General features: G+C 64.0%; 24 protein-coding genes. 18 read left to right on the plus strand and 6 right to left on the minus strand.

Going from position 1 to position 25,216, the window contains the following annotated elements:
- Positions 1-22: 22 nt before the first annotated feature.
- From pal to HOP51_RS02825, 3 genes are read left to right on the plus strand one after another with little or no spacing between them, the layout of a single operon-like run.
- A complete protein-coding gene (gene pal, locus HOP51_RS02815) occupies positions 23-559 on the plus strand; it encodes a peptidoglycan-associated lipoprotein Pal (RefSeq protein ID WP_234272423.1) in 537 nt (178 codons plus the stop codon).
- 36 nt (positions 560-595) lie between these two features.
- Complete coding sequence (gene ybgF, locus HOP51_RS02820) at positions 596-1,366, plus strand: tol-pal system protein YbgF (protein ID WP_234272424.1); 771 nt, start codon at positions 596-598, stop codon at positions 1,364-1,366.
- Positions 1,367-1,394: 28 nt separating this feature from the next.
- A complete protein-coding gene (locus HOP51_RS02825; protein WP_234272425.1) occupies positions 1,395-2,150 on the plus strand; it encodes a YciK family oxidoreductase in 756 nt (251 codons plus the stop codon).
- Positions 2,151-2,301: 151 nt separating this feature from the next.
- Here the strand turns inward: HOP51_RS02825 and HOP51_RS02830 are convergent, their stop codons facing one another.
- Both HOP51_RS02830 and ubiG read right to left on the minus strand, forming a co-directional pair.
- The gene (locus HOP51_RS02830; RefSeq protein ID WP_234272426.1) at positions 2,302-2,964 is read right to left on the minus strand and encodes an HAD-IA family hydrolase; all 663 of its coding nucleotides are present in this window, start codon (positions 2,962-2,964) and stop codon (positions 2,302-2,304) included.
- A complete protein-coding gene (ubiG, locus tag HOP51_RS02835) occupies positions 2,961-3,683 on the minus strand; it encodes a bifunctional 2-polyprenyl-6-hydroxyphenol methylase/3-demethylubiquinol 3-O-methyltransferase UbiG (protein ID WP_234272427.1) in 723 nt (240 codons plus the stop codon). Before ubiG ends, HOP51_RS02830 begins: the two co-directional genes overlap by 4 nt.
- A 167-nt stretch (positions 3,684-3,850) precedes the next feature.
- Here ubiG and galU point away from each other — a divergent pair, with 167 nt between their 5' ends.
- From galU to msrA, 6 genes are all read left to right on the plus strand, one after another.
- Positions 3,851-4,741: a UTP--glucose-1-phosphate uridylyltransferase GalU gene (gene galU / locus HOP51_RS02840; protein ID WP_234272428.1), complete on the plus strand. Its 891-nt coding sequence runs from the start codon at positions 3,851-3,853 to the stop codon at positions 4,739-4,741.
- A gap of 5 nt (positions 4,742-4,746) precedes the next feature.
- Complete coding sequence (locus HOP51_RS02845; RefSeq protein WP_234272429.1) at positions 4,747-6,060, plus strand: UDP binding domain-containing protein; 1,314 nt, start codon at positions 4,747-4,749, stop codon at positions 6,058-6,060.
- Between the two features lie 77 nt (positions 6,061-6,137).
- Positions 6,138-7,055 carry a coiled-coil domain-containing protein gene (locus HOP51_RS02850; RefSeq protein WP_234272430.1) on the plus strand — a complete coding sequence of 306 codons (918 nt, stop codon included), beginning with the start codon at positions 6,138-6,140 and terminating at the stop codon, positions 7,053-7,055.
- 53 nt (positions 7,056-7,108) lie between these two features.
- A complete protein-coding gene (gene tamA / locus HOP51_RS02855) occupies positions 7,109-8,992 on the plus strand; it encodes an autotransporter assembly complex protein TamA (protein ID WP_455423581.1) in 1,884 nt (627 codons plus the stop codon).
- Positions 8,992-12,957, plus strand: coding sequence for an autotransporter assembly complex protein TamB (gene tamB, locus HOP51_RS02860; RefSeq protein ID WP_234272431.1), 3,966 nt, complete (start codon positions 8,992-8,994; stop codon positions 12,955-12,957). Before tamA ends, tamB begins: the two co-directional genes overlap by 1 nt.
- Before the next feature lie 11 nt (positions 12,958-12,968).
- Positions 12,969-13,592 carry a peptide-methionine (S)-S-oxide reductase MsrA gene (gene msrA, locus HOP51_RS02865; protein ID WP_234272432.1) on the plus strand — a complete coding sequence of 208 codons (624 nt, stop codon included), beginning with the start codon at positions 12,969-12,971 and terminating at the stop codon, positions 13,590-13,592.
- On the opposite strand, the gene HOP51_RS02870 is transcribed toward msrA, so the two are convergent.
- The 4 genes from HOP51_RS02870 to can are packed head-to-tail and all read right to left on the minus strand — an operon-like array spanning position 13,573 to position 16,310.
- On the minus strand, positions 13,573-13,965 hold the full coding sequence (locus tag HOP51_RS02870) for an alpha/beta fold hydrolase family protein (protein ID WP_234272433.1): 393 nt from the start codon (positions 13,963-13,965) through the stop codon (positions 13,573-13,575). The two genes, msrA and HOP51_RS02870, sit on opposite strands and share 20 nt — an antisense overlap.
- Entirely contained in the window at positions 13,922-14,266 is a 345-nt protein-coding gene (locus HOP51_RS02875) for an alpha/beta fold hydrolase family protein (RefSeq protein WP_234272434.1), read from the minus strand. The genes HOP51_RS02870 and HOP51_RS02875 overlap by 44 nt, the downstream gene beginning before the upstream one ends.
- A gap of 20 nt (positions 14,267-14,286) precedes the next feature.
- Positions 14,287-15,594: a Xaa-Pro dipeptidase gene (gene pepQ, locus HOP51_RS02880; RefSeq protein ID WP_234272435.1), complete on the minus strand. Its 1,308-nt coding sequence runs from the start codon at positions 15,592-15,594 to the stop codon at positions 14,287-14,289.
- A 59-nt stretch (positions 15,595-15,653) separates the two neighbouring features.
- The gene (gene can / locus HOP51_RS02885) at positions 15,654-16,310 is read right to left on the minus strand and encodes a carbonate dehydratase (RefSeq protein ID WP_234272436.1); all 657 of its coding nucleotides are present in this window, start codon (positions 16,308-16,310) and stop codon (positions 15,654-15,656) included.
- A gap of 174 nt (positions 16,311-16,484) precedes the next feature.
- Between can and gorA the strand changes: the two genes are divergently transcribed.
- The 9 genes from gorA (at position 16,485) to hisI (ending at position 25,204) form a co-directional block, all read left to right on the plus strand.
- A complete protein-coding gene (gene gorA, locus HOP51_RS02890; protein WP_234272437.1) occupies positions 16,485-17,846 on the plus strand; it encodes a glutathione-disulfide reductase in 1,362 nt (453 codons plus the stop codon).
- 294 nt (positions 17,847-18,140) lie between these two features.
- The gene (gene ectA / locus HOP51_RS02895; RefSeq protein ID WP_234272438.1) at positions 18,141-18,719 is read left to right on the plus strand and encodes a diaminobutyrate acetyltransferase; all 579 of its coding nucleotides are present in this window, start codon (positions 18,141-18,143) and stop codon (positions 18,717-18,719) included.
- A gap of 83 nt (positions 18,720-18,802) precedes the next feature.
- On the plus strand, positions 18,803-20,068 hold the full coding sequence (gene ectB / locus HOP51_RS02900) for a diaminobutyrate--2-oxoglutarate transaminase (RefSeq protein WP_234272439.1): 1,266 nt from the start codon (positions 18,803-18,805) through the stop codon (positions 20,066-20,068).
- Between the two features lie 83 nt (positions 20,069-20,151).
- Positions 20,152-20,547, plus strand: coding sequence for an ectoine synthase (locus tag HOP51_RS02905; protein WP_234272440.1), 396 nt, complete (start codon positions 20,152-20,154; stop codon positions 20,545-20,547).
- Positions 20,548-20,950: 403 nt separating this feature from the next.
- The gene (locus HOP51_RS02910) at positions 20,951-21,700 is read left to right on the plus strand and encodes an ATP-dependent zinc protease (protein WP_338073031.1); all 750 of its coding nucleotides are present in this window, start codon (positions 20,951-20,953) and stop codon (positions 21,698-21,700) included.
- Between the two features lie 39 nt (positions 21,701-21,739).
- Positions 21,740-23,245, plus strand: coding sequence for an inactive transglutaminase family protein (locus tag HOP51_RS02915; RefSeq protein WP_234272442.1), 1,506 nt, complete (start codon positions 21,740-21,742; stop codon positions 23,243-23,245).
- 4 nt (positions 23,246-23,249) lie between these two features.
- Positions 23,250-24,245 (plus strand): alpha-L-glutamate ligase-like protein, encoded by a 996-nt coding sequence (locus tag HOP51_RS02920; RefSeq protein WP_234272443.1) that lies wholly within the window; start codon positions 23,250-23,252, stop codon positions 24,243-24,245.
- Positions 24,246-24,278: 33 nt separating this feature from the next.
- Positions 24,279-24,731, plus strand: a complete 453-nt coding sequence (locus HOP51_RS02925) for a transcriptional repressor (RefSeq protein ID WP_234272444.1) — start codon at positions 24,279-24,281, stop codon at positions 24,729-24,731.
- A gap of 20 nt (positions 24,732-24,751) precedes the next feature.
- Entirely contained in the window at positions 24,752-25,204 is a 453-nt protein-coding gene (gene hisI, locus HOP51_RS02930) for a phosphoribosyl-AMP cyclohydrolase (RefSeq protein ID WP_234272445.1), read from the plus strand.
- The last annotated feature ends 12 nt before the right edge of the window (positions 25,205-25,216 follow it).

A 25,216-nucleotide genomic window follows, 5' to 3' on the forward strand; every position in this document is an offset into this window, starting at 1 on the left:
AAATCCTTTGAGGAGTTTGACGATGCAACTCAAGTCGCATGCCAGAACCCTGGCAATCGCCCTGTCCCTGGCTCTGATTGCCGGCTGTTCCAGCACCGGTGGCAGCCGTGATGGGTCCATGGATGGCACACGCACCGATGGCGGCGTCGGTACCGGTGTCGCCGGTTCCGGCCAGGTCGGTGGCACCGGTGTCAGCGGCGACCGCGCCGGTCAGCAGGCCGATGGCCGTATCCCCGAAGTCCGTACCATTTACTTCGATTTCGACCGTGACACCATCCGTCCCGAGTTCGAATCCGTACTGGTGGCGCATGCTCGTTACCTGCGCTCCAACGGCAATGCGCGTGTCGTGCTGCAGGGGCACACCGACGAGCGTGGTACACGCGAGTACAACATGGCGCTGGGTGAGCGTCGTGCCAACTCGGTGAAGCGCTTCCTCGAGGTGCAAGGTGTCTCCCCGTCGCAGCTCGAGGTGGTTAGCTACGGCGAAGAACGCCTGGCGGTACGTGGCAACGGCGAGGACGCCCATGCCCAGAACCGTCGCGTGGTCTTTGCCTACTGAGCGAACTGGCGCAATTGCGCGCCTATGGAGTGAAGCATGAGACACAGTCTGAAAAGGCTGTGCGGCGCGGGAGCCCTGGTGCTCCCGCTGTCCGTGATGAGCCTTGCCGAAGCACAGCAGCGTCCGATCGTGGAAGACCGTACCGCACAGCCGCGGGGCTTTCTCGAACAGGCCGAGGTGCGTGAAGAGGCCGGCGGCAGCCTGGTGATGTACAACCAGTTGCAGGAACACCAGCGCGAGATCCAGCAACTGCGAGGCCAGATCGAGGAGCTGCGTCATCAGCTCGAGCAGTTGCGCAACCAGACCCGTCAGCAGTATCTCGATCTCGATGAGCGGCTGATGGCAGGCAGTGCTGGTATCGAGGCCAATCCGCAGGTCGATGAGGAATCGGCCAGGCAGGTAGCCCAGACGCCCTCGCCGAGCGGTAACAGCCCCGATGCCCAGGCCGCCTACCAGGCTGCCTTCGCCAAGGTCCAGGCGCGCCAGTTCGGTGAGGCGATCACGGCCTTCGAGGCGTTCGTGGCCGACTATCCCGATACCAGCCTGACTGCCAACGGCTATTATTGGTTGGGGGAACTGCACTCGGCCGAGGCCAATCTGGACCAGGCGGAAGGCGCGTTCCGCCAGGTCATCGACAACTACCCGCAGAGCAGCAAAGTGCCTGATGCGCTTTACAAGCTCGGCTTGATCAAGGCGCGTCAGGGCGAGCTTGAGGAGAGCCGTTCCCTGCTCGAGCGCGTGCGTGACGACTATCCGGACAGCAGCGCTGCCGGGCTTGCCAACGATTTCCTGCGCCAGTCCCTGTAACGGGCTGGCCCCCGCTCAAGGAGCCAAGATGACCTGCAAGATCGACTATGCGGCGCCTGCCGACCTGCTTCGCGACCGTATCATCCTCGTGACGGGGGCCGGCGATGGCATCGGCCGTGAGGCTGCCCTGGCCTTTGCCCGGCATGGCGCCACAGTGATACTGCTGGGTCGTACCATTGCCAAGCTGGAAAAGGTCTACGACGAGATCGAGGCTGCAGGCGGCCCGCAACCGGCCATCTATCCGCTCAATTTCGAAGGGGCCACGCTCAAGGATTACCACGACATGGCCGAGACTTTGGACAAGGAGTTCGGTCGGCTCGATGGCATTCTGCACAATGCCGGACTGCTGGGGCGTATCACCCCGTTCGAGCAGTACAATCCAGAGCTGTGGGAGCAGGTCATGCAGGTCAACATCAATGGACCGATCTGGATGACCCAGGCCTTGTTGCCCTTGCTGCAGTCCTCTCTTGATGCCTCGGTCGTCTTCACTTCATCAAGCGTGGGGCGTAAAGGCCGTGCCTTCTGGGGCGCCTATGCCGTTTCCAAATTCGCTACCGAAGGGTTTGCCGAGGTGCTGGCCGACGAGGTCGAGCATCTTGGGACGCTGCGCGTGAACACGATCAACCCTGGGGCCACTCGCACCAAGATGCGTGCCAATGCCTATCCGGGAGAGGACCCCGAAACCCTGCGTACACCGGAAGAGATCATGCCGACCTATCTGTGGCTGATCGGGCCGGAGAGCAGGGGGGTTAACGGCGAGCGCTTCGACGCCCAGCCGAAGTAACAAATGGCTGCGCGGGCGAATCGCGGTGTTGCCCAGATGCTCGCATTCCTCACGTATAACCCCATACGCTCGGATTGCTGTGCTCCGGGCGCCTAGCGCTTCATCCCGCTCGCCAATTTGCGCTAGCTTGGCTGCACCCGCCTGATGCGTTTCAGGCGGTCTGTAGCAGGGCCTCGACCAGCGTCTCGCAGGTCTCGAACCACAGGTCGGCCGGCCACTCCCGGTAGTCGTCTCCCTCCTCGATGTAGCCGTAACCGACAGCGACGGCCACCATGCCGGCGGCGCGGGCCGCTTGCATGTCGCGCAGGTGATCGCCGATATACCAGCACCGCGATGTCGGCACGTCCAGTTGCTCGGCGGCGGCCCATAGTGGCTCCGGTGCCGGCTTGCGCTGCGGCAGGTCGTCGGCACACAGCAGTGCACCGGGAACCAGTCCCAGCGCCTCGACGAGCGGTGCCGCATAGGCGCGGGGCTTGTTGGTGACGATGCCCCAGGGCAGCCCGCGAGCCTCCCAGCTCTCCAGCAGCCGGTCGAGGTGAGGGAACAGGCAGCTCTCTTCCGCCACGGCCTGGCCGTACGCGTCGAGCAGGAACTGGCGCGCCGCGTCATGGTCCCGATGCGCCTTGTCCAATCCCAGTGCCAGAGCAACCAGCGCGCTGCCGCCGTTGGAGACCTGAGCGCGGATCACCGAATAGGGTAGCGGCTCGAGGCCATGGTGAGCGCGTAGCGCGTTGGTGGCGCGGGCCAGGTCCGGCGCGGTGTCGACTAGTGTGCCGTCGAGGTCGAACAGCAGTGCACGAGGCAAAGACGTCATGCCGCCGGCTCCCGGCGGCAGTGCACCATGTAATTGACCGAGACATCCCGGCTGGAGAGACGGTAGTGGCGCGTCAGCGGGTTGTAGGTGAGGCCGTTCTGCTCGCGTACGGAGAGTCCATGCTCACGGCACCAGCCGGCAAGCTCCGAGGGGCGGATGAACTTTCGATACTCATGAGTGCCACGGGGCAGCATCCGCAGCAGGTACTCGGCACCGACGATGGCCAGGGCATAGGCCTTGGGGTTGCGGTTGATGGTGGAGAAGAACAGATGGCCACCGGGCTTCACCAGTGCCGCACAGGCCTGGATGACCGAGCCGGGATCGGGGACGTGCTCGAGCATCTCCATGCAGGTCACCACGTCGTATTCGCCAGGCTGCTCGGCAGCCATGGCTTCGGCGCTGGCCTGACGGTATTCCACCTCGACGCCACTCTCCAGCGCATGCAGGCGTGCCACGCCAAGCGGCGCCTCGCCCATGTCGATTCCGGTGACGCGAGCGCCGCGATGCGCCATGGCCTCGGCCAGGATGCCGCCGCCGCAGCCCACGTCGAGCACCTTGCGGCCGGCGAGCCCGCAGCGGGCATCGATGAAATCCAAGCGCAGCGGGTTGATGTCATGCAGCGGCTTGAACTCGCTGTGCGGGTCCCACCAGCGGCTGGCCAGGGCTTCGAACTTGGCAATCTCGCCCTGGTCGACGTTGTGATGGAGGGTTGCGCTCATGTGGTCTCTCCGTGTCATTTGGTCTGGCACCCTGGCAACATTCTTTACCTTCGGTATCATGCACATTGTACCCGTAGCTGCCCGGGCTTTCCCATGACGGAATCAAGGACAGACCCGGGAAGCGATATTCACCAACTTCCGTTCATCAACCGACAAGGAAGGCACCCATGATTCGCAAGGTCGTACTGCCCGTGGCCGGATTCGGTACCCGCTGTCTGCCGGCCTCCAAGGCGATTCCCAAGGAAATGATCACCATCGTCGATCGCCCGGTGATCCAGTACGTGGTCAGTGAGGCGGTGGCTGCCGGCATCCGCGATATCGTGCTGGTGACGCATGCCAGCAAGAGCGCCATCGAGAACCACTTCGACACCCACTACGAGCTTGAGGCCACTCTCGCCGCGAAGAACAAGCAGGAGCTGCTCGACGAGTTGCGCGCCATCGTACCTGCCGACGTCAACATCATCAGTGTACGTCAGCACGAGCCGCTCGGCCTGGGCCACGCCGTGCTCTGCGCGCGTTCCGTCATCGGCGACGACGAGCCCTTCGCGGTGCTGCTGCCCGATGTTCTGGTCGATGACGATGGACTCGAACGCAACGACCTCGCCGGCATGATCGAGGCCTTCGAGTCGACCGGGCGGTCGCAACTGATGGTCGAGGACGTGCCATGGGAGAACGTGCACAAGTACGGCATCGTGAGCCCCGAAGGCGAGCCGCCTGCCGCTGGCAAGTCCTGCCCCCTGGCCGGCGTGGTGGAGAAGCCCGCACGCGAGGAAGCGCCTTCCAACCTGGCGGTAATCGGCCGTTACGTACTGCCGGGCAGCATCTTTTCCTTGCTGGCAGAGACCCCGCCGGGGGCCGGCGACGAGATCCAGTTGACCGATGCCATCGAGACGCTGCGCCAGCGCGACGGTGTCGATGCCTGGCGCATGCGCGGCAAGACTTATGACTGCGGCCATCAGCTCGGCTATCTCGAGGCGACGCTGGTCTATGCTCGTCGGCATCCGCGCTTCGGCGAAGGCTTCCGCGAGCTGCTCGCTCGCTATAGTCAAGCGGGGTGAGCGACATGCGCATCGAGATACATGGCAGCGAACTGGCGGCGGCTACGGCCGCCGCCGCGCTCTCCTGGGTTGGCCATCAGGTGCGCTGGGTGCCGCACGAGAGCATGCGCTGGCCGGCACTCCAGGCGGCCGACTGGCTGCGGCGAGAACCCGATCTGCTCGACCGCCTCGAAGAGGGGCGGGAACAGGGCACCCTGCATCTGGCCAACGGTGATGACTCTGCCTTGGCGGAGAGCATCGACATCCTGTGGCTCGCGTTGTCTCCTGAGCAGCGTGAGGAAGCCGATGAGCTGGTGGCCCAGGTCGCTTCGTGCCACCAAGGACCGCTGACCCTGGTCAACAACTCGACCTTTCCCGTGGGCGAGACGGAACGGCTGGAAGCGCGGCTTGGCGGTAACGGTCGACGTGCGGTCGCCCTGGTCGACATGATCGAGGAGGGGCGGGCATGGGCCAGCTTCACGCGCCCCGGCCGCTGGCTGCTAGGTTGCGACGATGAGCGTGCCGAGGCCCAGGTGCGCGAGCTGTTGCGCGCCTTCAACCGCCGTCGCGACGTGATCCAATTGATGCCTCGTCGTGCGGCGGAGCTGACCAAGCTGGCGACGATCGGCATGCTCGCCACGCGCATCAGCTATATGAACGAGATTGCCGGGCTCGCCGACAGCCTGGGGGTCGACGTCGAATACGTGCGTCAGGGCATGGGGGCGGACTCGCGTATCGGCTATGAGTATCTCTATCCCGGCTGTGGCTTCGGTGGTCCCCATCTCTCTCGCGACCTGATGCGCCTGGCCGATGTGCAAGAGGCCAGCGGCCGGCATTCAGCACTGCTGGAGCAGGTGCTGGACATCAACGAGCAGAAGAAGGAGACGCTCTTCCGCAAGTTGTGGACCCACTTCCATGGACAGCTAGGAGGACGAACCCTGGTGATCTGGGGGGCGGCCTTCAAGCCGGGCTCAGCGCGTATCGATCATGCGCCGGTGCTGACGCTGCTCAGGGCGCTGTGGGCCCAAGGCGTTCACGTCCGGCTGCATGATCCCGCGGCCATCCCGGCCGTGCGCGCCGAGATAGGCGACCATCCACTGCTGAGCCTGTTCGATGGCGACCCCTATGTCGCTTGCGAAGGTGCCGATGCGCTGATGCTGGTCACCGAGTGGAAACACTACTGGAATCCGGATTGGCCGCGCCTGGCCGAGCTGTTGCGCGAGCGGCTGCTGCTCGACGGGCGTAACATCTACGATCCCTGCCATGTGGCCAGTTGGGGACTGACCTACCGCGGTATAGGTCGAAGGGCCGATCCCGCGGAGTCAAACGCGACGCGTTGAGGCAGCCATGTGTGCGCAGGCGCTGGACCTGCTTACAATGACAGGCGCCTGCCGCACCTGCCTAGAAGGAGTTTGACATGCCCGAAGCGCGTCCCTCCGAGCGACGTCCCATCGTGCCCGACCCGGATTCCAGCTTGACAAGGCCGAGACGTGTTTCCCAGCCGCAACCGCGCCTTTGGCCCTTGAAATTTGCCGTGCTGCTATTGCTGGCCATGCTGCTTGGCATGGCATGGCTGGGGTGGCAGGAGATTCAGCGCTTGAGCGCCGAGGTGCAGCAGGTCACCTCGGGAATGTCCAACGTGCATGCTCGCTTCGATGCGGAGGAAGGACGCGGCGATCGTCTCGAGAACATCGAGTCGCGGCTCTCTTCTACGGAAGAGCATGCCGAGTCGGTAGTGGCTCGAATGGCGGGCCTGGAAGTCGAAGTGCAGCATATTGCCGAGCGGGATGCTTCACGCTTCGAAGCGCTGGACGAGCGCATCGACGACGTTGTCTCCGGGCTTGAGCGACTCGACGGCGAGGCCGAAGATCGCGATGCTCTGCTCGAGGCGGTGCGAGCCTCACTCGATTCGCTCGAGCGTGTCGCGGAGGAGGGGCGTGAAGTCCTGGTCGTCAGGATCGAGGCGTTGGCCGAGGCCAGCGAGCGCCAGGGGGAGCGTCTCGCTGAATGGGAGTCGTTACAAGATGAACTGGCGGAACGTCAGCAGGATGTGAGAGCATCCCTTGATGAACGGCTCGAAGCCGTGGATGAACACGTTCAGCAACTCCTGGAGCAAGAGCTCTCCACGCTGGAAGAGCGCCAGCAGGCTCGCACGGTGGCCCTGGAGACACGTCTCGACGACCTCGCCGGGGCGATCGAGGCGACCGCCGAGGGTGATGAAGCCTCGCAGGCGATCGAGAGTCTTCGGACTCGCCTGGCGTCGATGGAGGCTGAGTTGCGCGAGTTGCGTCAGGAACAGTTGTCACTCAGCGCAGGGCTGGAGGCCCTGCGATAAGGTTGCCTTGGTCCTTGCGGGCCGGGCGGGTGTCGAGTCGGGAAGCCGTTTATATGGGAAGAGGCGTGATCTCACGCATGGGGGCGGCGGCCTTGTGTCTTGGTATGGCACATGGAGCGCTGGCACTGGAGGCACGCATCGACGGTATCGAAGGAGACGTGGCCAATAACGTTCGCCACTACCTCGGCAGCGTCGATGCCGAGCGTTACAGCCGTAGTCGTGTGGAAGGCGAGGTGCAGCGACGCACCCGCGAGGCGATGCGGGTCTACGGTTACTACGAGCCCCAGGTGCATCACCACCTCGATCCGAGCGACCCGCCCCGCTACGTCGATCTGACCATCGAGCCCGGGCCCCGGGTACGCATCGAGAGCATCGACTTCCAGGTGCGCGGCACCGCCAGCGTGGACCCGCCGTTCCAGCAGGCCATCGACGACTTCTCCCTGGAGGTCGGCGATCCCCTGGTGCACGCGCCCTACGATAGCCTGCGCAACCGCTTGGCCAACCTCTCGCTGGAGCGTGGCTACTTCGACTGGGCCTTCACCGACCGGCGCATGGAAGTGCGGCCCTTCGCCGAGAGTGCGCGTCTCTACCTGGCCCTGGCGAGCGGGCCGCGCTACGATTTCGGTGACATCACCATCCGCGGTAACCATATCGTCACCGAGCGCCTGCGCCAGATGTCGCCCTTCGAGCCGGGCGACCCCTATCTCGCCGGACAGGTGGCGCAGTACGCCCAGCGGCTCGGGCAGACGGGCTGGTTCGGCTCGGTCAGCGTGCGTCCGCGCCTCGATGCGCGGCGCGAGCTGGCCCTGGGGGAACCGGCGCGGGGCTGGTGGAATGAGGTGAGCACCGAGGGCGAGGCGGCACTACCGAGCGATGCCGCCGAGCGCCGCCAGCGAGCCGAACGACCGCGTATTTCGGCCCTGGCGCTGGCCGGCAGCCGGCAGTTGCACGCTCTCGAACGGCCCGACATGCCGGTGGATATCGTCGTCGAGCCCGCTCACCGGCATCGCTTCGAGACCGGCATCGGCTATGCCACCGACGTGGGGCCGCGGCTGCGTTTCAGCTGGCATCAGCCGTGGATCAACAGCTACGGCCACAGTCTCGATCACGACTTCTTCATCTCGCAGCCGGAGCAGCACCTGTCCGGTGTCTACACGCTGCCGCTGGCTGACCCGCTGCGCGATCAATATCGCTTCCAGTACGGATTGCGCCATCGTGACAATGAAGACACGCGCTCCAGCGAAGCTACGGTGGAGCTGGCCCGCCGCTGGGAGTTCGACAACGGCTGGATTCAGACCCTTTTCGCCCGGGCCACCTACGAGGATTTCACCCAGGGCGGCGAAGCCGACAGCGTGCTGCTCTACTATCCCGGAGTCAGTTGGGCGCGCACTCGCACCCGCAACCCGCGCTTCCCCACCTGGGGCGATCGCCAGCGCATCTCCTTCGAATACTCCGATACCCTGTGGGGCTCCGACGCCGACTTTCTGCGCATGACCGGGGAAACCGAATGGATCCGCATGTTCGGCTCGGACCTGCGTTTCCTCACCCGCCTGAGCGTGGGCGCCATGGAAACCAACGATTTTTCCAAGATTCCTCCCTCGCTGCGCTTCTTCACCGGGGGCGATCGCTCGGTGCGCGGCTACGCCTACGAGAGCCTGGCGCCACGCAACGAAGAGGGGCGTCTGCGCGGTGGCCAGCAACTCCTGACCGGCAGTGTGGAACTGCAACGGCGCATTCGCGGCGACTGGTGGGGCGCGGCCTTCGTCGATACTGGCGACGCCTTCGATGACTGGGGCCCCGATTCGCTCAACACCGGCGCCGGGCTGGGAGTGCGCTGGGTTTCCCCGGTGGGGCCGATTCGCTTCGATATCGCGCACCCCTTCGACGATGAGGACAATGCGTGGCGCCTACACTTCGCCATCGGTCCCGAGTTCTGATGCTGCTCTGGGTCCTGTTACGCCTGCTGATCGTGTTTCCCCTGTGGCTGCTGGGCCTGGCGTTGCTGCTGCTGGGCCTGGCGCTCTCGCCTTGGGGCAGCGGCTGGCTGCTGCAGGAGGGCGCCAAGCGCGGGTTCTATGAGCTGGGCGCTGTCGAGGGGGCACCCCTGGATCATCTGGTGCTGCGGGAACTGCGCCTGGAGGCGGGGCCCGCACGGATCGAGGCCGATCACCTGGAGTTGGCCTGGGCCGACGATTGCCTGCTGAGCGGCCGCTTGTGCCTGGACACGCTGCGTGTGGAGGGCGCGCGCATCCGGCTGAGCGCCGGCGAGGCGGATGACACGCCGCCGGACCCCGAGTCGGGCGAGCCGATGCAACTGCGCCTACCGTTGCCGCTGGAGATACGCGAGCTGTCCCTCGACGACGTGGAGGTGCAACTCGCCGACGGCACTCGGGTGGGCTGGGAGAGTTTCACCACCGGGGCGGTGGCCGAGGGCGACACCGCCAGGCTGTTGCCAACCCGCCTCGCCGGTACTCGCATCTGGTTGCCGCCTTCTCCCGGACGCCAGCTCGTGCCACGGGATGACGACGCCCCGTTGCGGGCCGCCGCCATCGATGCGGCCATCGCCGTGGATGGTGTCCGAGCCACGCCGGATGCGGCGCGGGATGAGAGCCTGCCATTGGCCGAGCGCCCCCGCCTGGCACTCCCGGAGGTGGTCCTGCCGCTACGCGTGGAAGTGCCGGAGCTGCGGATCGAGGATACCCGCCTGGAGGGTGCGTTCGAGTACGCCATCGATCGGCTCTGGCTCACCCTGGAGGGAGAGGGGCACGATATCGCGTTGCACAGTCTGGAAGCGCGTAGCGTGGATGTCGACGCCCGGCTCGAGGCACATGTCTCCCTGCGCGACGATTATCCGCTACGGGCGCGCCTGGAGAGCGCCCTGTGGTTGCCGGAATTGATGCCGGAGCTGGCCGGCGAACGGGTGTTGCTGGACCTCGAGGGCTCGCTTGCCGATCTGCATGTGGCACTGGACTTGAGCGGCCCCGTCGAGGCCAGCCTGGAGGCGCGCCTCGACGCTCTGGATCCGACACTGCCGCTGGAGGCCTCCCTGCGCAGCGACTTCCTGCGCTGGCCGTTGCCCGGCGCCGTACCGGCGGAGGATGAGGAACCCGCCGAGCCCTGGCTGGTGGAGGATCTGAGCCTGGAGGTGCGTGGCAGCCTGCTCGACTACCAGGTGGCCGCGACGCTGCGGGTAGAAGGACCGGAGCTGCCGGAAACCGGCGTCGCGCTGAGCGGCACGGGCGACCTGGAGCACTTCGTATGGCAGCCGCTGACGGTCGACCAGGGGGAGGCCGGCGTGGTGAGCGAAGGCCGGGTGGAGTGGGCCGAAGCGCTGCTGGTGGAAGCGCGCCTGCGCCTCGACCGTGTCAATCCCGGGCAATTCGTCGAGGGGATCGACGGTGAGCTGGAGGGCGATATCGAACTGAGCTTCGCCCAGCACGACGAAGGTTGGACGCTGCAATTGCCGCAGTTGGCCATCGACGGCGAGCTGCAAGAGCTGCCCTTGTCGCTGCGCGCACGGCTGGCCGGCGACAGCGACATGCGCTGGCAGGTGGAAACCCTGGATTTCCGCCAGGGCGACAATCGCATCCTCGCCACCGGCACGGTGAGCGAACAGGCCATCGACCTGGCGGCGGAGATCGAGCTGCCGGCGCTGGGCAGCCTGCACGAGGAACTGGCAGGCACGCTGAGCGGCCATATCGACGCTGCGGGCAGCCTGGAAGCGCCGCGGATCGACCTCGACCTGACCGGGGACGGCCTGCGCTTCGCCGAGAATCGCCTGGAACGCTTACGGCTGCGGGGGAGGGTCAGCGGCCTGGACGACCCCGATATGGACCTGGCGCTCGATATCGCCGGCATCGACGCCGGTGGCCAGCGTGTCGAAGCCCTCGCCCTGGCCTTGCAGGGGCGGCTCTCCGGCCATCGTCTGACCCTCGAGGCCAGTGCTGGAACGGGCATGCCGCTGTCACGCGCCGCGCTGGCCCTGGAAGGGGCCATGGGCAGCGACCGCGAGCGCTATCGCGGGCGACTGACACCGCTGGAGGTCGACAGCGAGTATGGCGACCTGCGCCTGGACGACCCCATGCTCTTCGAGGCCGACCTGAGCGCCGGCAGCGCCCGGGTGCAGCCGTTCTGCCTGCGCCGCGTCCAGGGCGGCGTGGTCTGCCTCGAATCGCCGTTGGTCGCTTCCGTCGACCAGGGCCAGGCGGCCTTGAGCCTGCGCGAAGTGCCGATGGAAATGCTTGAGGAGTGGTTGCCGGAGGAGTGGCGCGTAAGCGGAGCCACGGAGCTGCAGCTGGCCGCTCAGTGGAGCCAGGGCGGCAACGCTTGGCGGGCCGAGGTGGAGCTGCTGAGCGAACTGGCCCTGGCCGGGCTCGATGCCTACGGCCAGCCCTGGGAGTTGCCGCCCTCGCGCTTGAGCGTCGACCTCCAGGCCACCCCCGCGCGGGCCGACCTGGCGTTGTCGCTGGATATCTCGCAGGCCGGCGACCTGGATCTGACGCTGGGCATCGAAGACCCCATGGGCGAGGGGCGCATGGCGGGAAGCTTGGTGCTGAGCCAGGTGCGTCTGGATGGCTATCGCACCCTGGTGACCGGCATGGAGACCCTGGAAGGGCAACTGAACGGCGAAGTGCAGATCGCGGGCACTACCCAGGCGCCGGTGCTGAATGGCGGGCTGCACCTGAGCGGCTTGCGCGTGGTTGGCTACGACATGCCGCTGGAGGTTCGCGACGGCGAACTGAACGTGAGCCTGGCCGGCGACCAGGGGCAGATCCAGGGCTTCATCGCTGCCGAGGAGGGGCGCCTGAACGTGACCGGCAACGCCAGTTGGCCCACCCCCGACGACTGGCGGATCGCCATCGACCTGGAGGCTCGTGAGCAACCCTTGCTGGCGACGCTGCCGGCCTTCGGTCAACTGCGTGTGGCACCCGATCTGCGCGTGCGCATCCGTCCCGATCTGCTGCAGGTGCGCGGCGACGTGCGGGTGCCCTGGGCGCGCCTCGAGGTCGGCGAACTGCCGCCTTCGGCGGTATCGCCCAGCCCCGACGAAATCATCATCACGCAGCGCGACGAGGAGCGGGCGCAGCGCGAGGCGGAACGCCGCGCCGCCCAGGTGGCCGCCGGTGAGCCCGGCGAAGACGCTGCCGAGGCCCTGGCCGCTGCCGGGATGGAGATCGACGTACGTATCGAGCTGCACCTGGGGCCCGACATGCACCTGTCCGCCTATGGCCTCGAGTCGGGCCTGGCCGGCACGCTGGAAGTGCGTCAGCAGAACGGTCCGGTGCAGTTGTTCGGGGATGTCAGCCTGGTCGACGGGCGCTTCCGCGCCTATGGCCAGGATCTGCTGATCCGCGAAGGGGAAATTCTGTTCGGCGGGCCGGCGGACCAGCCGCTGCTCAACTTCGAGGCCATCCGCAACCCCAGCATCACCCAGGATGACGTGATCGCGGGCCTGCGCGTGACCGGTACCCCGGACGCCCCCGAACTGCGGGTATTCTCCGAACCCTCCATGGACGAGGCCCGGGCGCTCTCCTACCTGCTGCGCGGCCGGCCTCCCGGTGACGGCGATGCCGACGGCGCCCTGACCTCGCTGCTCATGGGCATGGCCTTGGGTCAGGCGGGCGGCACGGTGGGGGCCATCGGCGAAGCCTTCGGCATCTCCGACCTGACGTTGGAAACCGCCGGCGCCGGCGACGAAAGCCAGGTGGTGGTGGCCGGCCAGTTGAGCGACGATCTACGCATCAGCTATGGCGTGGGTGTCTTCTCGCCCATCGCCGAACTGACGCTGCGCTACACCCTGTGGCGCAACCTCTACCTGCAGGCGGTGTCGGGAGCCGCCCAGGCGGTGGACCTGATCTACACTTTCACCCGACCCGGCCAGCCGGTGATTCTGGAACCCTAGGGAGGGCCGTCATGAAGACACCCATCATCGAACCTGCACGCGCCCTACCGGGGCGCGCAACCCCGCTGGCCGTTAGCGGTGTTCACGCGGTGAGCGGCCGTACGATGTTTCCGCCGTTCCCCGCCGGACACGAGGAGATCGTCCTCGGGCTGGGCTGCTTCTGGGGCGCCGAACGGCTGTTCTGGGAATTGCCCGGGGTGTATGTCACGGCGGTGGGCTACGCCGGCGGCGTGACGCCCAATCCCACCTACGAGGAAACCTGCACCGGACGGACCGGCCATGCCGAAGTGGTTCAGGTGGTGTTCGACCCGCGTGAGGTCGACCTGGAGACGCTGCTGAGGGTCTTCTGGGAGGCGCACGATCCGACCCAGGGCATGCGCCAGGGCAACGATGTCGGAAGCCAGTATCGCTCGGCGATCTATACCACCGACGATACCCAGTTGAGTGCCGCCAAGCGCAGTCGCGACGCCTACCAGTATGCTCTGGCCCAGGCCGGGCGAGGGCGGATCACCACGGAAATCAGCTCGCTCGATACCTTCTATCTGGCGGAGGAATACCACCAGCAGTATCTGCACAAGAACCCCGCGGGATATTGCGGGCTGAAAGGTACCGGGGTCAGCTGTCCGATCGGCTGAGGTGGCGGTGCATGGCCGAGCGCCATGACGCCCCGGTATCGGCCCAACAGGCCAGTTCATGGGCCAGGCGTCGCGCCAGCCACGGGTGTAGGCGCCGACCATGCCACTCCATGAAGCCGACATGACCGCCATGGCGGCTGATCTCGAGACGCACCGCATCGGCGGGGCGCGGCAAGCGTTCGAACAATCCCGCCGGCATGAACGGATCGTCGGCAGCATGCAGGACCAGGGTGGGAAGCTCGATGTCGCCAAGCAGGCGTCCAGCGGAAGCGCGTCGATAGTAATCGGCGGCATCCTGAAAGCCATGTAGCGGTGCGGTGATTGCATCGTCATAGCCACGCAGGCAGCCGATTCGGCCGATTGCCACAGCCACGAAAGTGCATCAGCAGCGTCCGCCAGCCCATCTGGTTGGCCGTTGCCAGCAGCCAGTGGGCGTAGGGCGAATGAAACGAACCCTCGAGACCATGAAACAGCACGAAGATCGGTGCCGTATCGGCGAGGGGGCTCGGACGGATCCAGTTGAGCTCGACGAAGTCGCCGTCGGGAAGCTCCAGGATTTCAACATCACGGGCGAGCCGTGGCCGGGGCAACAGGCGTGGCAGCAAGGTCTGCACGTGCGGGTTGGTCATCCCGCGCGGGGGAGCAAAGTCGGCTGGTGGCCGCCGTTCACTCATGTCGCATACTCGAAGGTCGTTTACTCGAAGTCTGCTGTCAGATTCCTGGCTGAATCCCTCGTTACCGCTACGTTATCCTCGCTGCGAATGCCGCCATGAGGTGCCAGGCGCTCGACCAGCGTCCAGTTCACTTCACGGCCGACAGGGCTTGCCTTTAGCGGCTCGAGCAGCATGGGGATGACATACAGTCCCGGTTCTATGGTGACCATCATCCCCGTTTCCAGTTCCCGTGTTAACCGCAGTGCGGGGTGCTGGGCGGGGGGCGGCAAGGCAGTGCCATCCCTTGCCCGGCGGCCGGCAACGTCGTGCACCTGGAGGCCGAGCAGATGGCCGATTCCATGGGGGCAGAAGGCCCGGGTGATACCACTTTCGACGGCCATCTCGGCGGACCCGGTGACCAGTTCGCTCGCTACCAGCAGTTCGCCGAGCAGATGGTGCATCCGCTCGTGTAAGGCAACGAACTCGATGCCTGGTGCCACTGCCGCAACGAGGCGCTGCTTGATGTCGTGCATTCCTGCGATCAGGCCGGTGAAGAGCGGGTCGGTGTCGGTTCCCGGCCAGGTGCGGGTGATGTCGGCACAGTAGCCGCGAAAGCGATGCCCCGCATCCACCAGCAGGCTGGGGCGGGAACACGGCGGTTCACTATCGTAATGCTGGTAGTGCAGCACTGCGGCATGCGGACCGATCCCGACGATGTTGCCATAGGGCAGCTCGCTTTCGCGTTGCCGTGAGGCCTGCAGATAGGCGAGCTGGATATCGAGTTCGCTGCCGCCGGCGAGAAAGGCCTCGTGGGCAGCGCGATGGCCGAGCACGGCCATACGATTGGCCTCGCTGAGGCAGGCGATCTCGTACGCGCTCTTGCGCACGCGGCCTTCGTCGAGGGCGGTCAGCAGATCCGCTGGGTTGCACTCCACTCCAAGGGCCTGGGCGGTTGCGCGATCGACGTCGCCTATTACGGCGAAGCGGCCAGCGCCGAGTTGCGGTGGCGTAGCGTCGCGCACTACCACGACCTCAAGGTGTTCGGTCCATGCCTGATCGGGCAACTGGGGCGGCAGATGCCAGAAGTCGTCCGGCGCATGAAAGAAGCAGCGGGTCGGTTGGCTCGGTTGGACCAATAGCCAGCTGTGGGCGAGTCCGGATTGTCCCGTCCAGTGCTGAAAATGGCCATAGCTGCAAAAACTGGCGTACTGATCGTCGCCGAAGTGAAGGGTTGGCCGGCCGCTATAAATCAATACGCCATCGTAGCCGAGGGCGGTCAGTGTTTCGGCATAGTAGCGTTCGAGGTGCTGAAGATGTTCGCGCTGAAGCGCGGCAAGTGGGTCGGACATGTCATGTTCCCAGCGCTGAATGTCGCTCGCGGTATGAGGTGGTGTGGCGGCGCCCCGGCTCAGCTGGCATCGGGCGTCGCTTCGATACGATCGATACGATAAAGCGTAGCTACCTGATCCAGCCCCTTCACGGTGCACTCAAGATCCTTAATCCGGCCATCTACCAGGCCGTAGACCCAGCCGTGTATCCACAGGGCCTGGCCGCGCTGCCAGGCGTGCTGGATGATTTTGGTGCGGCACAGATTCATTACCTGAGCCTTGACGTTGAGTTCGCACATGCGGTCCACCTGGTCGTCCAGTGGCAGCTCAGCGAGGGTATGGCGATGTTGCTGGTAGAGTTCGCGCACCGAATGCAGCCAGATGTCCACCATGCCGTTGTCGCCGCCGCCGACCGCGGCCTTCACGCCGCCACAGCCGTAGTGACCGACGACCATGATGTGCCTGACCTGCAGCACCTCCACGGCATACTGCAGTACCGAGAGGGCGTTGAGGTCGTTGTGGTGCAGCAGGTTGGCGACGTTACGGTGAACGAAGACTTCCCCTGGTGGCAGCGACACGATCTGGTTGGCCGGCACGCGGCTATCCGAACAGCCGATCCAGAGATAATCGGGATTCTGCTGACGCGACAGACGTGTGAAATAGTCTGTGTCCTCCTCGCACATCCGCTCTGCCCATGCGCGGTTATTGTCGAGCAGGGTCGCTATTTCCTTGTCCATGATGAGGTCCGTTGGCCAGGGGTGTTGGATAGAGCGCCTCTTTTACCGCTGCATGCCTTGGCGGTCAACCGGCTGCAGCGGAGAGGCCGGCTCTACACACCGGCATGGCACTGGTAAAATCGCCCGATTGGACCGGTCCTGTCATCCATGGCCCGGCAAGACGAGGAGAATCGAGTGTCTGATTTCGACTATGACCTGTTCGTCATTGGCGCTGGCTCCGGTGGGGTCCGTGCCGCCCGCACCGCTGCGGTGACAGGCGCCCGGGTGGCCGTCGCCGAGGATCGCTATCTGGGGGGGACTTGTGTCAATGTAGGCTGCGTTCCCAAGAAGCTCTACTCCTATGCCGCGCATTTCCACGATGCCTTCCAGGATGCCCGTGGCTTCGGCTGGGAATTGCCCGAAGCACCGCGCTTCGATTGGGCCACGCTACGTGACAACAAGGTTAGCGAGATATCACGGCTCAACGAGATTTACGGTCGTCTACTGGAAAATGCCGGAGTACGCCTGATCAATGGCCGGGCAAGCGTGGTAGATGCCCATTGCGTTGAGGTTGCCGGACAGCGCTTCTCCGCCGCCAAGATTCTGGTCGCCGTCGGTGGCTGGCCCTGGATCCCCGACTTTGCCGGCCGTGAGCTGGCCGTGACCTCCAACGAAGTGTTCGATCTGGAGCGTATGCCGCGACGCTTCCTGGTACTTGGCGGCGGCTACATCGCCGTGGAGTTTGCCAGCATCTTCAATGGATTGGGCAGTGAAGCCCACCTGGTCTATCGCGGCGAGTTGTTTCTGCGTGGCTTCGACCGTGAAGTTCGTGAATTTACCCGGGAGCAGATGGCCATCAAGGGGGTCAACCTGCACTTCGAGACTAACATCGAGCGTATCGACAGGGCCGAGGACGGCCTGAGAGTGACGCTGACCAACGGCGAAACGCTTGCGGTGGATACCGTGCTGGCGGCAACCGGTCGTAAACCCAATCTCGAGGGGCTCGGGCTCGATGCTCTGAACGTCGAACGCAATGCTGACGGTACCGTCAAGGTAAATGACCGCTTCGAGACGTCAGTGCCCTCGATCCTGGCGCTGGGCGATGTTACCGGCGGGCCGGAGTTGACGCCTGTGGCCTTGGCGGAAGCGATGCACTTGGTGCAGCAGCATTTCAGCGATGCAAGACCGGCGCCGATGGATTATCGCAACATTGCCACCGCAGTCTTTTGCCACCCCAACATCGGAACGGTGGGGCTATCGGAAGAGCAGGCGCGTAAGCAATACGAAGCCATCCGTGTCTACCGCACCGATTTCCGCCCCATGAAACATACTCTTTCCGGCAGCCAGGAGCGCTGTCTGATGAAGCTGATCGTCGACGACGTCAGCGACGTGGTGGTTGGTGCCCATATGGTAGGAGAGGAGGCCGGTGAGCTGATCCAGGGCATCGCCGTCGCCGTGAGGGCCGGCCTGACCAAGGCAGACTTCGATGCCACGGTTGGCATCCATCCAACGGCTGCCGAAGAGTTCGTCACCATGCGTACGCTGTCGCGTCACTGAACGGCGCGTCGAGCCGCCTACTTTCATCGGGCCACCATCAGGTGGCCCGATGTCGTTTCAGGCCCTGCCTGCCGTGACATTCTGGACTAGACTCATTCGGGTGAATGGCCGATTCCTTCGGGGAAGAACAAGCGCCAGTGACGAACAAGGCGGGAATAGTGGTGAATTGCGTGGCATTCCGTCAGCAATGATAATTTTTTGTTATGCAATTGTGGTGTAGCCATAACCCCAATTTTGATTTGCCGGCAAGCCCTGTTATCATTATTCGCAACATCGCTACAGCGAAGCCTTACCATGAACGTGACACCGCAGCCTTTTACGCCCTCTGCTGACCTGGCCCGCCCCAGTGTGGCCGACGCCGTGGTTGGTAGTGATGCCTCGCCACTGTTCATTCGCAAGCCCAACCCAGACGACGGCTGGGGAATCTACGAACTGGTCAAGTCCTGCCCCCCGCTCGACGTCAATTCCGCCTACGCTTACCTGCTGCTGGCTACGCAGTTCCGCGATACCTGTGCCGTTGCCACCGACGAAGAGGGCGAAATCGTCGGTTTCGTATCCGGCTACGTGAAAAGCAATGCCCCTGATACCTACTTCCTGTGGCAGGTCGCGGTGGGTGAGAAAGCTCGCGGCACCGGTCTGGCCCGGCGCCTGGTCGAGGCCGTCATGAGTCGCCCCGAACTGGCCGAGGTTCATCACCTGGAAACCACCATCACACCTGATAACCAGGCGTCCTGGGGGCTCTTCCGCCGCCTCGCCGATCGCTGGCAGGCGCCCCTCAACAGCCGTGAATACTTCTCCACGGATCAACTCGGCGGTGAACACGATCCCGAGAATCTCGTGCGTATCGGCCCCTTCGACACGCGCCGCATCTAAATCCTATCCGAATCGCAGGATGGCCGAACCCAACCGGTCGTCCATGCTCTCCTTCGCCCCGATTATCTCGACAGGAGGTCGACATGCAGACCCAGACACTCGAACGTCTCGAATCCAACGTCCGGACTTATTCCCGTTCTTTCCCGGTGGTGTTCACCAAGGCCAAGAACGCTCGCCTGACCGATGAAGAAGGGCGGGAATACATTGATTTCCTGGCCGGTGCCGGCACCCTCAACTATGGCCACAACAATCCACACCTCAAGCAGGCTCTGCTGGACTACCTGGACAGCGATGGCATCGTCCACGGCCTCGACTTCTGGACCGCCGCCAAGCGAGACTATCTGGAAACGCTGGAAGAGGTGATCCTCAAGCCGCGTGGCCTGGAGTACAAGGTGCACCTGCCGGGACCGACCGGCACCAACGCTGTAGAGGCCGCGATTCGCCTGGCCCGAGTGGCCCAGGGGCGACACAACATCGTCACCTTCACCAATGGCTTTCATGGTGTGACCATGGGGGCGCTTGCCGCCACCGGTAATCGCAAGTTCCGTGAAGCCACTGGTGGTATTCCGCTACAAGGCAGTGCCTTCATACCTTATGACGGCTACCTGGGCGAGCATGTCGACAGCCTGGACTATTTCGAGAAGTTACTGGGCGACAACTCCAGCGGCCTGGACCTGCCGGCGGCGGTGATCGTCGAGACCGTGCAGGGTGAGGGCGGCATCAACGTGGCCGGTATCGAATGGCTCAAGCGCCTGGAGCGGATCTGTCGTGACAACGACATCCTGCTGATCGTCGATGACATCCAGGCCGGTTGTGGCCGCACCGGCAAGTTCTTCAGCTTCGAGCACGCCGGTATCAAGCCCGACATCGTCACCAACTCCAAGTCGCTGTCCGGCTTTGGCCTGCCGTTCGCTCACGTGCTGATGCGCCCTGACTTGGACAAGTGGAAGCCCGGCCAATACAACGGCACCTTCCGCGGCTTCAACCTGGCCTTTGCCACGGCCGCTGCCGCCATGCGACAGTACTGGCGGGACGATACCTTCGAGCGTGATGTCCAGCGCAAGGGCAGGGTGGTCGAGGATCGCTTCCAGAAGCTCGCGGCCTGGATCAGCGAGCAGGGCGTGCTGGCTTCCGAGCGTGGCCGCGGCCTGATGCGCGGCATCGACGTGGGCAGCGGCGAACTGGCCGACAAGATTACCGCCAAGGCATTCGAGAAAGGTCTGGTGATCGAGACCAGCGGCCAGGCTGGCGAAGTGGTGAAGTGCCTGTGCCCCTTGACCATTCCCGACGAGGACCTGCTCAAGGGGCTGGATATCCTCGAGGAAAGTGTCAAGGAGGTCGTCGCCTAGGTTCGCGAATCTGGCTAGACGAACTAGCGGTCGGCTGCGCCTGCAGTCGGCCGGTCTATGGATTGAACGGAGATACGAGAAAGATGATCGTTCGCAATCTCGAGGAAGCGCGCAAGACGGATCGGCTGGTGAAGTCGGAAAGCGGAACCTGGGACAGTACGCGCCTGGTGCTCGCCAATGACGGCGGCGGCTTCTCGTTCCACATCACGCGGATCTACGAAGGCACCGAGACGCATATCCACTACAAGCATCACTACGAATCGGTGTATTGCATCGAAGGTGAAGGTGAAGTGGAAACTCTGGCCGACGGCAAGATCTGGCCGATCAAGCCCGGCGACATCTACATACTCGACCAGCACGACGAGCATCTGCTGCGGGCTCACAAGACCATGCACCTGGCCTGCGTGTTCACGCCGCCGATCACCGGCAAGGAAGTGCACCGCGAGGATGGTTCCTACGCGCCGTCCGAGGAGATTTGACGAATCTCGGTGGTTCGCGGTGAATATGGAGAACCCTGGCCCGTGCCAGGGTTCTTCGCGTGAGCGTGATGCATGCGCCTCCTCGGGCGTGACAGCCCAGCGCACGAGCATATTGGTAGGACTTGAGTTCGCATAATGTATATTATGTTAAATAAGGTATCTGTCGCGACGTTGGACAACGCCACCTCGAAATCCTTATCATCCTCCGTCATGTTTCGAGCAACGAAGCCCGAGCCCATCAAGCAAGCCCACTGCCGCTGCGCCTAGTCCGTAGCCCGACCGGAGGCTGTCGACCCACATGCGACCGAGAACGCTATCCGCACCCATACCCTGGTTGCTGAGTTCATTGTTGATCAGCGGATGCGCCCTCACGCCCGGTTCCCATTCCGAGCCCGAACCCACGTTGAGTCCCGATGCCTTCGAGACTCGCATCGGCCAGCTCGAGGAGCGGATCGCCCAGAGTTGCGACCGCTCCGGCGCCCTCGCTGTCAATGACCGTCACCAGGCCGAACTGCTCGCCGAGTTGCGCGATGCCGGCATTACGCTGCGTCATCTACGTGGCGATATCGAACGGCTGGAGCAACTGTATGGCGACGAGCCGGTGCTGGTACCCGCAGAGTGCAACACTGAGTTCAGCGAAACGCTTGCGGCCAAGGAAATGGTCGGCCGCGCCGAATGGATCGGGCTGCCTGACGTAGGCACCTATCTACGCGCGCGGGTGGATTCGGGTGCCAATACTTCCGCTCTGTCGGCCACGGACATCACGCGCTTCGAGCGTGATGGCGAGGATTGGGTGCGTTTCAAGCTGGGCCTGACCGACGACGACGTCTTCGTCGAGCATGTTCGCGGCGAATGGATCGAGCGCCCGGTCGAGCGCCGGGTTCGCATCCTGCAGGCCGCAGGCAGCGAATCGCGTCCAGTGGTCAGCCTATTGATGACTCTTGGACCCATTCGCGAAACGGTGGAATTCACCCTGAGCGACCGTACTCATCTCAACTATCCGGTACTGCTGGGACGTCGCTTCCTGATGGATATCGCCTTGATCGACGTGGCGGAAAACTTCATTCATCCACGCCCAGAGTTCCCAGGGGGACGTCCGGCCTCCGAGGCACCGCAGGACGAAGTCAACGACCGGGATGAAGAAGAAGGCTGATACCGAGCCTGATCGCTGCCCTATCTGCAAGGAAGAGAAATGTCACGACTGCCCTTCTATCTCATCGTGGGTCTGCTGATTGTGCTAGGTATCGGTACGAGCCTGCACCGCCATATCCAAATGGAAGTGCCTTGGACCCCCGGTGAGCAGCGCCAAGTATGGGAGGTCGAGGCCATCGTCGACTTCACGGCCATGGGTGATCCGGTACGCGTTGAGCTGGCACTGCCCTCGCATCAGCGCGGCTACCGGATCCTGACCGAGAATACCGCCTCACCGGGCTATGGGCTGTCGTTCCTGCAGGACGAAACCGGTCGTCGCGCGCAGTGGTCGATTCGGCAGGCAACAGGCAGCCAGCAGCTCTATTATTCCGTGCGCACGCAGGTGACCGATGACCGGCGACAGCAGCAGATCGCCCGTCCCGCACTGCGTGAAGTCAGTTGGGAGCGCCCTTACGACACAGCGGCGGCCCAGGTGATCGAACGCGCCTGGGCGCGCAGTGCCGATCCCTATACCTTCACTCGGGAATTGATCCGGGACTTCGACGAAGAGCGTCAAGGTGAGAACGCCCGCCTGCTGCTGACCCAGTTCGATCGCACCCCCCTGCTGGTGCGCCTGCTCAACCAGGCCGGGGTGCACGCGCACGAAGTGAGCGGGCTCGTGCTCGAGGATGGGCGCCGGCGCCAGACCTTGACGCCATGGATCATGGTCTTTGCGGACGAGGAGAACTGGGCGCTGTTCAACCCGCGTACCGCCGACCAGGGCCAGCCGGAAAACCTGCTGCTGTGGGAAACCGGCGGCCGTGCCGTGCTCGAGGTACAGGGCGGCACCAACTCACGGGTCACCTTCTCCATGCTTTCGCGCAGTCAGCCCGCTGCGGCTGCGGTACGTAGCCAACTGGTCGACGACACCCTGCTCAACTTCTCGATCCACAGCCTGCCGCTGGAGGAACAGGCGCTGTTCCAGACCATCCTGCTGATTCCTATCGGGGCGCTGGTAGTGGTGTTCCTGCGAATTCTCGTCGGGATCAAGACTTCAGGCACCTTCATGCCCGTGTTGATCGCGCTGGCTTTCATCCAGACGACCCTGCCCACTGGCTTGATCGGCTTCCTGCTGATCGTTTCGGTGGGGCTGGTGATACGCAACTACCTGTCGTATCTCAACCTGCTGTTGGTGGCGCGGGTCTCGGCGGTGATCATCACGGTCATCGCCATCATCTCGATCTTCTCCGTGCTCTCCTACCGGGTGGGCCTCAATGCGGGACTGACGATCACCTTCTTTCCGATGATCATTTTGGCCTGGACCATCGAGCGCATGTCGATCCTATGGGAAGAAGAAGGACCCAAGGAGGTCTTGATTCAGGGCGGCGGAAGCCTCATTACTGCCGTACTGGCTTATCTCGCCATGAACAACCCGTGGATACGCCATATCACCTTCAACTTCCTGGGCGTACAGCTCATCATCATGGCGTTGATCCTGCTGCTGGGTAACTATACGGGATACCGCCTGCTCGAGCTGAGGCGCTTCAAACCGGTCACCGAGGACTGACATCATGTGGGCACGGCCTAGCCAGCTTCTGAGTCGCGGTATCATCGGTATGAACCGGCGTAACATTCGCTACATTGGACGTTACAACAATCGACGCCTATACCCGCTGGTGGACGACAAGCTCAAGACCAAGCTGCTGGCCGAGCAGTACGGTATCACCACCCCTGCCCTGATCGGTACCGTGACCACCCAGTTCGAGGTCAAGGGCGTGGGCGACATGATCGCGGGACACGACGGTTTCGCCATCAAGCCGGCCAAGGGCAGCGGTGGCAAAGGCATCCTGGTCATCGAGCGGGTCGACCATGACGGCTTCGTCAAGCCCAGCGGTGCCAAGCTGAATCTCGAGGATCTGCATCGCCATATCTCCAATATCCTGTCGGGTCTCTACTCCCTGGGTGGTGCGCCCGACGTGGCGATGATCGAGTCGCTGATCAATTTTGATGAAAAACTCTCCGAGTACACCTATGAAGGCGTGCCCGACATTCGCGTGATCGTCTTCCGCGGTTACCCGGTCATGGCCATGATGCGTCTGTCGACAGCAGCCTCCGATGGCAAGGCCAACCTGCATCAGGGGGCGGTGGGCGTCGGGCTCGATATCGCCACGGGAACGGCGGTGCGTGGCGTTCAGTATGATCGTTCCCGGCGCGACCATCCGGATACCGGCCACGAGCTCGCCAGCCTGCGCATCCCCGATTGGACGAGTCTGCTCGAGCTGACGGCGAGCTGTTACGAAATGACCGGGCTGGGCTACCTGGGTACCGACATGGTGATCGACCGTAACCAGGGTCCCATGCTGCTCGAACTCAACGCCCGTCCAGGGCTTGCCATCCAGATGGCTAACGGCGAGGGACTGCGCCCGCGCCTCGATCTGGTAGAGAAGCAGTCCGATGGCCTGAACGTCAAGGAGCGGGTCGCTTTTGCCCAGCGTCATTTCGCCCGGCGTGGCGAGCTCAAGGACCTGCCTGCACCTGAGCTGGCCCCGGCCTGTGTCAGCACGTAGAATGGACGCTGTTCCCGAGATACCGGTTCGCCCATGACCGACGCCACTGCCCTGCTTGCGCAGGCCGAGAGACAATGTCAACTGCGCGGGGTTCGCTTTACCCCGATACGACGCCGTGTGCTCGAAATGATTGCCGGGGCCAGCGGAGGCCTGAAAGCCTACGAACTGCTCGATCGGCTCGCCGTCGAGCATGCGGCAGCCCGCCCGCCGACGATTTACCGAGCGCTCGACTTCCTCATCGAGCAAGGGCTGGTGCATCGCATCGAGTCGCTCAACGCCTATGTCGCCTGCCCCTGCCCCGAGCATGCACATGGCTTCCAGCTCTTGATTTGCCGTCACTGCGGGCGTGTCGAGGAGCTGCATCTGGACGACGTCAACGCTCAGCTCAGCGCCCAGGCACGCACCTTGGGCTTTCGCGTCGAGCGTCAGACCATCGAGCTGCTGGGCAGTTGTGACGCCTGCCTGAATGCAGCGGTGCGTGCCTGAAACTACGCGACGGATATGCCATGACCGATACCTTCAAGCAACTCGAGCGTGCCGAGCTCGACTCCCGTGTGCCGCTAGCCGAGGTGCTCGAGGCCGTGCGCTTCAACGGCGATGGCCTGATTCCCGCCATCGCCCAGCAGCATGACAGCGGCGAAGTGCTGATGATGGCCTGGATGAACCGTGAGGCGCTGGAAGAGACCCTCGCCACCGGGCGTGTCTGCTATTGGTCGCGCTCTCGCGGCAAGCTGTGGCGCAAGGGAGAATCCTCGGGCCAGCAGCAGCATCTGCGCGGAGCCAGCCTCGATTGTGACGGCGACACGCTACTGCTGCAGGTCGAACAGACCGGCCCCGCATGCCATACCGGGCGGCGCAGCTGTTTCTATGTGGCCCTGGAAAACAGCGAAGCGCGCATTACCAGCGAGCCGTTGATCGACCCGGAAACCCTCTACCGCAAGCCGGCGGAGGGGCGCTGAGCCGTGCCCCGC

This window comes from Billgrantia zhangzhouensis (assembly GCF_021404465.1).
Taxonomy (GTDB): domain Bacteria; phylum Pseudomonadota; class Gammaproteobacteria; order Pseudomonadales; family Halomonadaceae; genus Halomonas; species Halomonas zhangzhouensis.